Consider the following 6976-nt stretch of genomic DNA (forward strand, 5'->3'; position numbering starts at 1 on the left):
GGCTACCCGACCGTATCCTTGCCGGGCGTCGTCGAACGGGTGGACCGACCGTAGCAGGGGCGGACACAATAGAAGTGGTCGTACCAGTGGTGTTCGTAATCAGGTTGATCGAAAACTTCGACATGATGGCAGCATGCGCGTGCTGTCTTGCCCACATCCACTGTCCAGCGCAGGTAATGGCTGTGGCAGCCGACGATCCAGATCAGCGCCTCGAATTCCGCGCAATGGACCGTGTCGTCCAGCTTCGTGTCGAATTCAGCACGTATCGTGCGGCGTTCCTTGGGACCGAGGGTAAAGCTGTTGGGCGAAAGTTTGACGCGCCCGGCATCGGGTCCTGCTGCGACGGCGGTAAAATTGCGCGGGCGGAAATCGGTATTGGTCACCCGGATCTCGATGATGCCGGTGCTGCCGGGGCAAAGATCGCAATGGTATTCGCCAAGATCCTTTGGCATCCAGCACGGTTCCGGTCTCTCGCAGCAATTGCGTGACTGGCCCTGCGTCAGCGAAGACAGGAAGCGTTGCGCAGTCCCGGCGAGGCTGTCGACGATCTCTCCGGTCAGGTCCAACTGACGCAGCATCATGTCGGACATGGTGTCCATCGTATCGCACATTTCCTGCGCGGTGTCCTTGTGCTTTTTCTTCATCTGCTATCCCTTTTCTTTTTCGGAGCGCTCAGCGTCACACGGACCACAAGTCGCAGGTGCTGCATGACCAAGGTGGCGTGGAACCGGCGGCCAGTGCCAACCGGTGTGCCGAGATTCAGAGGCTCGGGCAGCGTGAACTCTCCTGTGATGTCGCGCGCCTCGCCGGGGGGCAGCGGATTCTTGCTCTTGGCGTTCAGCCGAACGTGCATCAGCCCCAGATATGACCGGCGCAGGCCCAAAATGAACTCGCCGAAAACCTCCAGCGGCGCCTCGGCATTCGAGCCATAGGCGGCGGCAAACGCCCCGGCCAACCCGTCAGAGGCAAAGAGCCCCGCGACACCACCGGCGGGCACCGCTAGTGCGACATTGCCCGTGTTCTTCACCAGAAAAGACGCCTTCACGCTGTCACCCGGACGACCCGTGATCTCTATCGAAGAGGGGGACAGCCGAAGCTTTTTCTTTTCGGGCACATCCACGACAACCGGGTATTCGCCCGCGTCGCTGACCAGCACCGCTTTGTGCGTTCCGGGTGGCGCGCCGGTACCGATCCGGGCGCTGATCCGAGTCTGACCCTTGCGCGGCAGAAGCCTTGCCTTGACCTCTGCCCCAAGCTCGGCCTTCAGATCGCCGTCAAGTTTCAGGACGGCCGATTGCGCGCGCTGCACCAGAAACGGGGCATTGCCTTTCCCCTTGCGCAGGCTGATCGTGTCAACGAGATCAGCCATCGTCTTCAACGAGTTCGATGCGGTTTACGCTGCCCGCAATGTCCCGAGCACTGTTGGTGCTGCCGACCGGCCCGCAGATTTCGCAGGGGTTGGGTTTGTAGTCCTCGGTGATGACCTGAGCCTCGCCACACAGATTGATGCAGAGCAGCTCATTCCCGAGTAGCGAAAGTCCCACCTTGAAATTCGCAGGCAAATGCGCCCGGATCGCGGGGATTTCCTTGAGCCTGAGCGAGAGGTCAATCGGATCGACGCCCAACTGCACTTTGGGCAGTTCTGTGACGCCGATTTTGATCTCCGGCAGTTCCAGAACCTTCAATTCGATGGTGGGCAACTCACTAATTCGAAGGTCTGTGTCCAGAGACAGATCGCCATCAATTGTCGTTCCGCCGCTGAGGGTGAGGTCAATCTCATAGTCGTCGGGTATATCAACGCCCATGGTATTCTCCTTATTCGGGTCGGACCAAGGTATTGACCTTAGGTTAACAGAGATTCGAGATTCGGCGAAGGATGGCGTCAAGGTGATCAGCGAGTGGGTGTTTTAGTTCGCAAGCATCGTCGGTTAAAATTGCCCTGCCGGACACCGCCGCACTGCCACCCGGAGCTTTGCGCCCTTCCGTGAATGTCAGTTGGCTGTAAACAATGCCCATGACGGCACGGTAAACTTAATGCACAGGTCTCAGCAGCCCAATCCTAAGGTCAGTGTAACTCGCTGGCCGACTTTAAACTGCAATAAAGGGCATTAACGTCAGACACTGTGAAAGCACTCTAAAAACCGACACTTGCATGGAAGAATTTACGACCACGGCGGGGTTTAAGGGAAACACTGTGTCGCAAACACTGAGCCGGAGCCAAACAGCTCACCGAGGCTCAGCCTTAGCTGCAAAGGTCCCGGCAGGATTCAGTCATATTTAAAAGTGCGATCTGTCCATTGTTGTCAAGGATTGTTCACTGAATTGCCATAAAGGTGGATGATCGATATTTCAGAGGGCGAGACAACGTCCAATCATGTTCAGAGGTTGACGATGTCAAATACTTCGCCCAACCCGCTTCCCGGTGCAGAAGTCATATCCATAGACATTGATGACATTCTCATTGATGGAAGTGGCGCGGCAAAATTCAATATCGAAGATTATGCGGTTGACGTCGACGGGTCAGAGGACATCATCTTTAACGATACCGGTACGCTTCCCCTTACTCTTGTTGAAATCAGCAAGCTTGGTGGTGATTCAGATGGTGCCGATGTCGTCCGTTTTGACCTGAGTACATTCGATGACGATTTCACTATTACACTGGGGGATGTGAGTGACGATGACCAACTTTTTCTGATTGGTGTTCATTCCTACACCGACAATGGAGACGGTACGTCAACGGCAACCTACTATGGCAGCGACGCAATACTGCATACTGTCACCATTGAGCCAGATAATGCCTCGATCGAGACCTTCTACGCCCCTGACGGCATTGTGGACGGTGCCGAAGGCGCCGAGGTCATGGATGTTGGTTACACCGATTTCCAAGACGACGAAATCGACGGCGCCGATGGTGTTAACGATACGATCTTTGGCAACGGGGGCAGCGACACCATCACTGGCGGTGCTGGTGATGATACCATCTTTGGAGACTTCGACATCGGTGCCGCAGGAAAACCCACATCGGATTTACCACCCAACGCCTATTTTGGCACGCCTGACGGGCCAGCGGCAGGGGCCGAGATTGATACCGTTACATTAACCAATTCAATGATTGACGATGGTGATGGTTCGGCAACCATTACAGTCGATGATTTTGCCGATCCGGACAATCAAAACGATCTAACAATCAACGACGGCGGCACCGAAGCCCTGACCGATTTGCTCATCGAAAAGGGCGGCGACAGCGACGATCCGGATGTCTATCGGCTGGATCTTTCCGGATTCAACGATGATTTCGCACTGGAACTGAAAAACGTCGATACGACGGACAAAATCGTTCTGACGAATGTCTTTACGATCGAAGACAATCTCGATGACACACACACAATCACATACTATGGCTCTGACAGCGAACTGCACACGATAACCCTGACGCCTGACGTTGCCCAGATCGAAGCTTATGTTACCGCAGATTCTCCGTATTTCTTTGACGACATAATCAACGGCGGCGCCGGAGAAGACATCATCGACGGCGGATATGGCGATGACACGATTGATGCCGGAGACGACAACGATTCCGTCGAAGGTGGCGTCGGCGATGATGACATCATGGGCGGGGCGGGCGCCGGTACGATCTATGGCGGCGATGGCAGTGATATCATCGACGGTGGTTCCGGCGACGACATCATCAAGGGCGACCGCGAGGGGCAAGCCGAAGGGTTGGTCGACACGATCGAATACAGCTACGCGCAAACGATCGATGGAGATGAAGCAGCACATTTTGGCGAACAGGGCCAGGGAACAGCAAACGATCCGCTAAACATCATCGACAGAGACATAGATACGGAAGTCCGCTTTCACGAAAATGACTTCTTTGAATACGCCTTTGGTCAGGAAGTTGTGGCCGGCACCAGTATCACCCTGACAGAAGGGCCCAATGGTGTTGATGATGAAGTTGTAAGAATTTACGTCAGCATGGGCTCGACCGATCCGGCCGGTGACTCCAACTCGGGCAGCGGCGGAGGTGTCGGGTATGAAAATGCCGTCACAAACGGGCAATCCGTTCTGGTCTATGAAGGGCCGTCAGATGCCACCGTCGCATTCGATGTACCGATTGACGCCACTCATATTCAGTTTCTAGGCGCCGGTGGAGATCACGGTGGTTGGGCGGAAATTGAGTTTACGGATGTTTTGAACCCGCTTGTACCTGGCGTTGACATCATTACCGGTGGCGACGGTGATGATGCAATCGACAGTGGTGCGGGCGACGACACCATTGATGGCGGAGCGGATAGCGACACAATCGACGGTGGCACGGGCAACGACGACATCATTGGCGGTGGCGGCAACGATGCCCTGTATGGTGGCGACGGTGAGCCGGATATTCCCCTTGAACGCATTGCGTTCAAATGGAGCGACCTCCCCGATCCCGACGATGGCGGCCAGATTGATAGCGGAGACGATCTAACCGGCGGGTCTCAGACCGCCAGCGGCGTCCAGATCGACTATAATGTATCAAAAAATAACGCCACTTTCGACGCAACGGCAACAGCAACAGCAGGTGTCGATGCAGGTTCCGGAACTGTTAACCCCAACAGTTCGATCTCGTTTGACAATGACGTCACGGTTGACCTCAACTTCTCCGAGGCCGTGACAAATGTATCATTCCGGATCAGCGACTTCGAAAACAATGCCGAAAGCATAGTTATCCGGGCCTACGACATCGACGGGAACCTGATCCCGTTCACGTCGACCATTGGCGCCAACATGGCATCGAGCGACACCGACGCCGTCCCCGGCGACGATACCTTTTCCGGAGCCGGACCAGAGCTTGGTGACACGAACCTCGACAATTCAATGCTGGTCGAGATTGCAGGCCCGGTTGCCCGGATAGAACTCGAAATGACCAGCACTGGCGGGTCTCTTTCTGCGTCGGACATTTATTTTGATGATCCGGCCACTGGCCTTTACACCGTTGGAAATGATGAAATCGACGCCGGAACAGGAGACGACACTATCATCGCGGGTCTCGGGACAGACAACATCAGCGGTGGAAGTGGCGCAGATTCATATGATGCGTCAATCTCGCCCAACCTCGCTGAAGGCTCGATCAACGTCACCGTCAATAATCTTGGCGATGCGACAGTCGCTAAATCTGTGGACGGCAATACCGATACGGTCACCAGCGTAGAAACCTACACAGCCGGAGAAGCCGCGGGTCAAACCGACTCGATCACGCTGACTGATGCGATTAAATACTGGGACCTGGCGACAGAGTTGGAGGGTCTCGATGATTCCGCCGTCGGCACTTTCACTCCGGATTGGGGCGGAGCTTCCGTTGCCTTTGGCGGCAGTGGCGAGCCTACCCTGTCAGAAGTGCTGTCGGGAACCTTTGACCTGGGTGGTGGCATTACTTCTCCAACGGGCACATTCCAGATTACGTCAGGAGATGAATCCGGTCGTGTCGGAGACATCACCTTTTCCAACTTCGAAGAAATCAACTTTCAGGTTGTCTGCTTTAGCTCCGGCACCCACATCATGACGGGCGAGGGTGAGGTCGAAGTCCAGAATTTGAAAGTCGGCGACGTGGTCCTCACAGCCGACAATGTTAGCAAACCAATTGCCTGGATCGGTTCGCGCGAACTGTCGGCGTCAGATCTCAGGCGCGCGCCAAGTCTGCGGCCCATTCGGATCCGGGCCGGAGCTCTAGGGAACGGAAAACCCAAAGCAGATTTGATTGTGTCACCTCAGCACCGGATCTTGGTCAAATCCAAAATCGCATTGCGGATGTTTGACAATTCGGAGGTTCTAATCGCCGCCAAACACCTTTTGGGAATTGACGGCATAGATGTCATGGAGAACGCCACTGGTGTGACGTACTGGCATTTTGCATTCGACCAACATGAGATTGTCTTCGCAGAGGGCGCCCTGGCCGAGACCTTTTACCCCGGCCCCGAAGCGCTCAAAACAGTGAGTGCGGGAGCCCGCCGTGAATTGATCACACTCTTTCCAGAATTAGAGGCACCTGACCTTTGTTCCAATCCGACCTGCGCGCGGCCTTTTGTAAACGCACGCCGGGCGCAGCGTCTGGTGGACCGAACCAACAAAAACGCAGCCAATTTGTTTCAGGAGTGGACAACTGCCTCCGTTTGCCCAAGCACCGATCTGCTTCGGATTTCAGAATAACTTGGTCGACCATCCTATCGCTCTCGCGCGCGATCGACGTGGATGGAGACCTTCTCGTACTTCTCGTGCAAACACGCCGCAATGTCGAAGCAGCAAATCGCTTTTCCCAAAGACTGGATTCATAGTTCGGCGAGCCAGGAGTGGTCATTGCCGACAAATTGCACAGCCATATCAAACTGATCAAAACACGGGCACCGAACGCTGACCATCGTGCCCACAAAGGTCTAATCAATGCGATCGAAGTGTCGCTCCGACCGACCCGCAAAACAGAAAATAATGGGCCGGTTGAAATCCCACCGGCAGGCTCAGTGGTTTCTATCCGCGCATGACCAGATCAACCTCATAATTCGGCCTCGACGCTATCAACTCACCGCAACTTCATATCGCCAGACCCGCGGCGAGGCATTCAAACTCTCGGCCGATTTCACAGCCCAAATGGGCGCCTGATCCACCCTGACGCACACTTCGCATTTCGCAAAAAAAGCTTGGCAATACCTTTCGTTGTACTCAGATGCGCTTGTCGCCTGCTGCTTTGCTCATTCGAATTTGTCCCTGCGGGCAACATTGAACTTGTAGGACATCTACCATCGTTCGCGTCAGAAAAAACGCCGAAAACACCGCGACCAGCCGATCCATGCAACACGCCCAATAGGCGGATTATGGAACGGTCCTGCTCGGTTTCACGCAGGAATTTGCCGATCTTTAGACTGCCGGTTTCAGACTATGGTTCTTGCCATTTTGGCACGGTACGCCAGCGTTGCAGGTCCGGGACGACACACTCAGTCGTCTT

At 55.0% G+C, this 6976-nt stretch carries 4 protein-coding genes and 1 pseudogene; 2 read left to right on the top strand and 3 right to left on the bottom strand.

What is annotated here, in order from left to right:
- Positions 1 to 2: 2 nt before the first annotated feature.
- The 3 genes from AB1E33_RS23760 to AB1E33_RS23770 are packed head-to-tail and all read right to left on the bottom strand — an operon-like array spanning position 3 to position 1805.
- Positions 3 to 644, bottom strand: a complete 642-nt coding sequence (locus tag AB1E33_RS23760; RefSeq protein WP_372579716.1) for a hypothetical protein — start codon at positions 642 to 644, stop codon at positions 3 to 5.
- Positions 641 to 1369, bottom strand: coding sequence for a hypothetical protein (locus AB1E33_RS23765; protein WP_372579717.1), 729 nt, complete (start codon positions 1367 to 1369; stop codon positions 641 to 643). Before AB1E33_RS23765 ends, AB1E33_RS23760 begins: the two co-directional genes overlap by 4 nt.
- Positions 1362 to 1805, bottom strand: coding sequence for a hypothetical protein (locus AB1E33_RS23770; RefSeq protein ID WP_372579718.1), 444 nt, complete (start codon positions 1803 to 1805; stop codon positions 1362 to 1364). The genes AB1E33_RS23765 and AB1E33_RS23770 overlap by 8 nt, the downstream gene beginning before the upstream one ends.
- 532 nt (positions 1806 to 2337) lie before the next feature.
- Here AB1E33_RS23770 and AB1E33_RS23775 point away from each other — a divergent pair.
- Both AB1E33_RS23775 and AB1E33_RS23780 read left to right on the top strand, forming a co-directional pair.
- Positions 2338 to 6186 (top strand): Hint domain-containing protein, encoded by a 3849-nt coding sequence (locus AB1E33_RS23775; protein ID WP_372579719.1) that lies wholly within the window; start codon positions 2338 to 2340, stop codon positions 6184 to 6186.
- Between the two features lie 20 nt (positions 6187 to 6206).
- Positions 6207 to 6633, top strand: a pseudogene (locus AB1E33_RS23780) (DDE-type integrase/transposase/recombinase); the annotation flags it as partial.
- Positions 6634 to 6976 lie beyond the last annotated feature (343 nt).

The organism is Ruegeria hyattellae, from assembly GCF_041537925.1.
GTDB lineage: Bacteria > Pseudomonadota > Alphaproteobacteria > Rhodobacterales > Rhodobacteraceae > Ruegeria_C.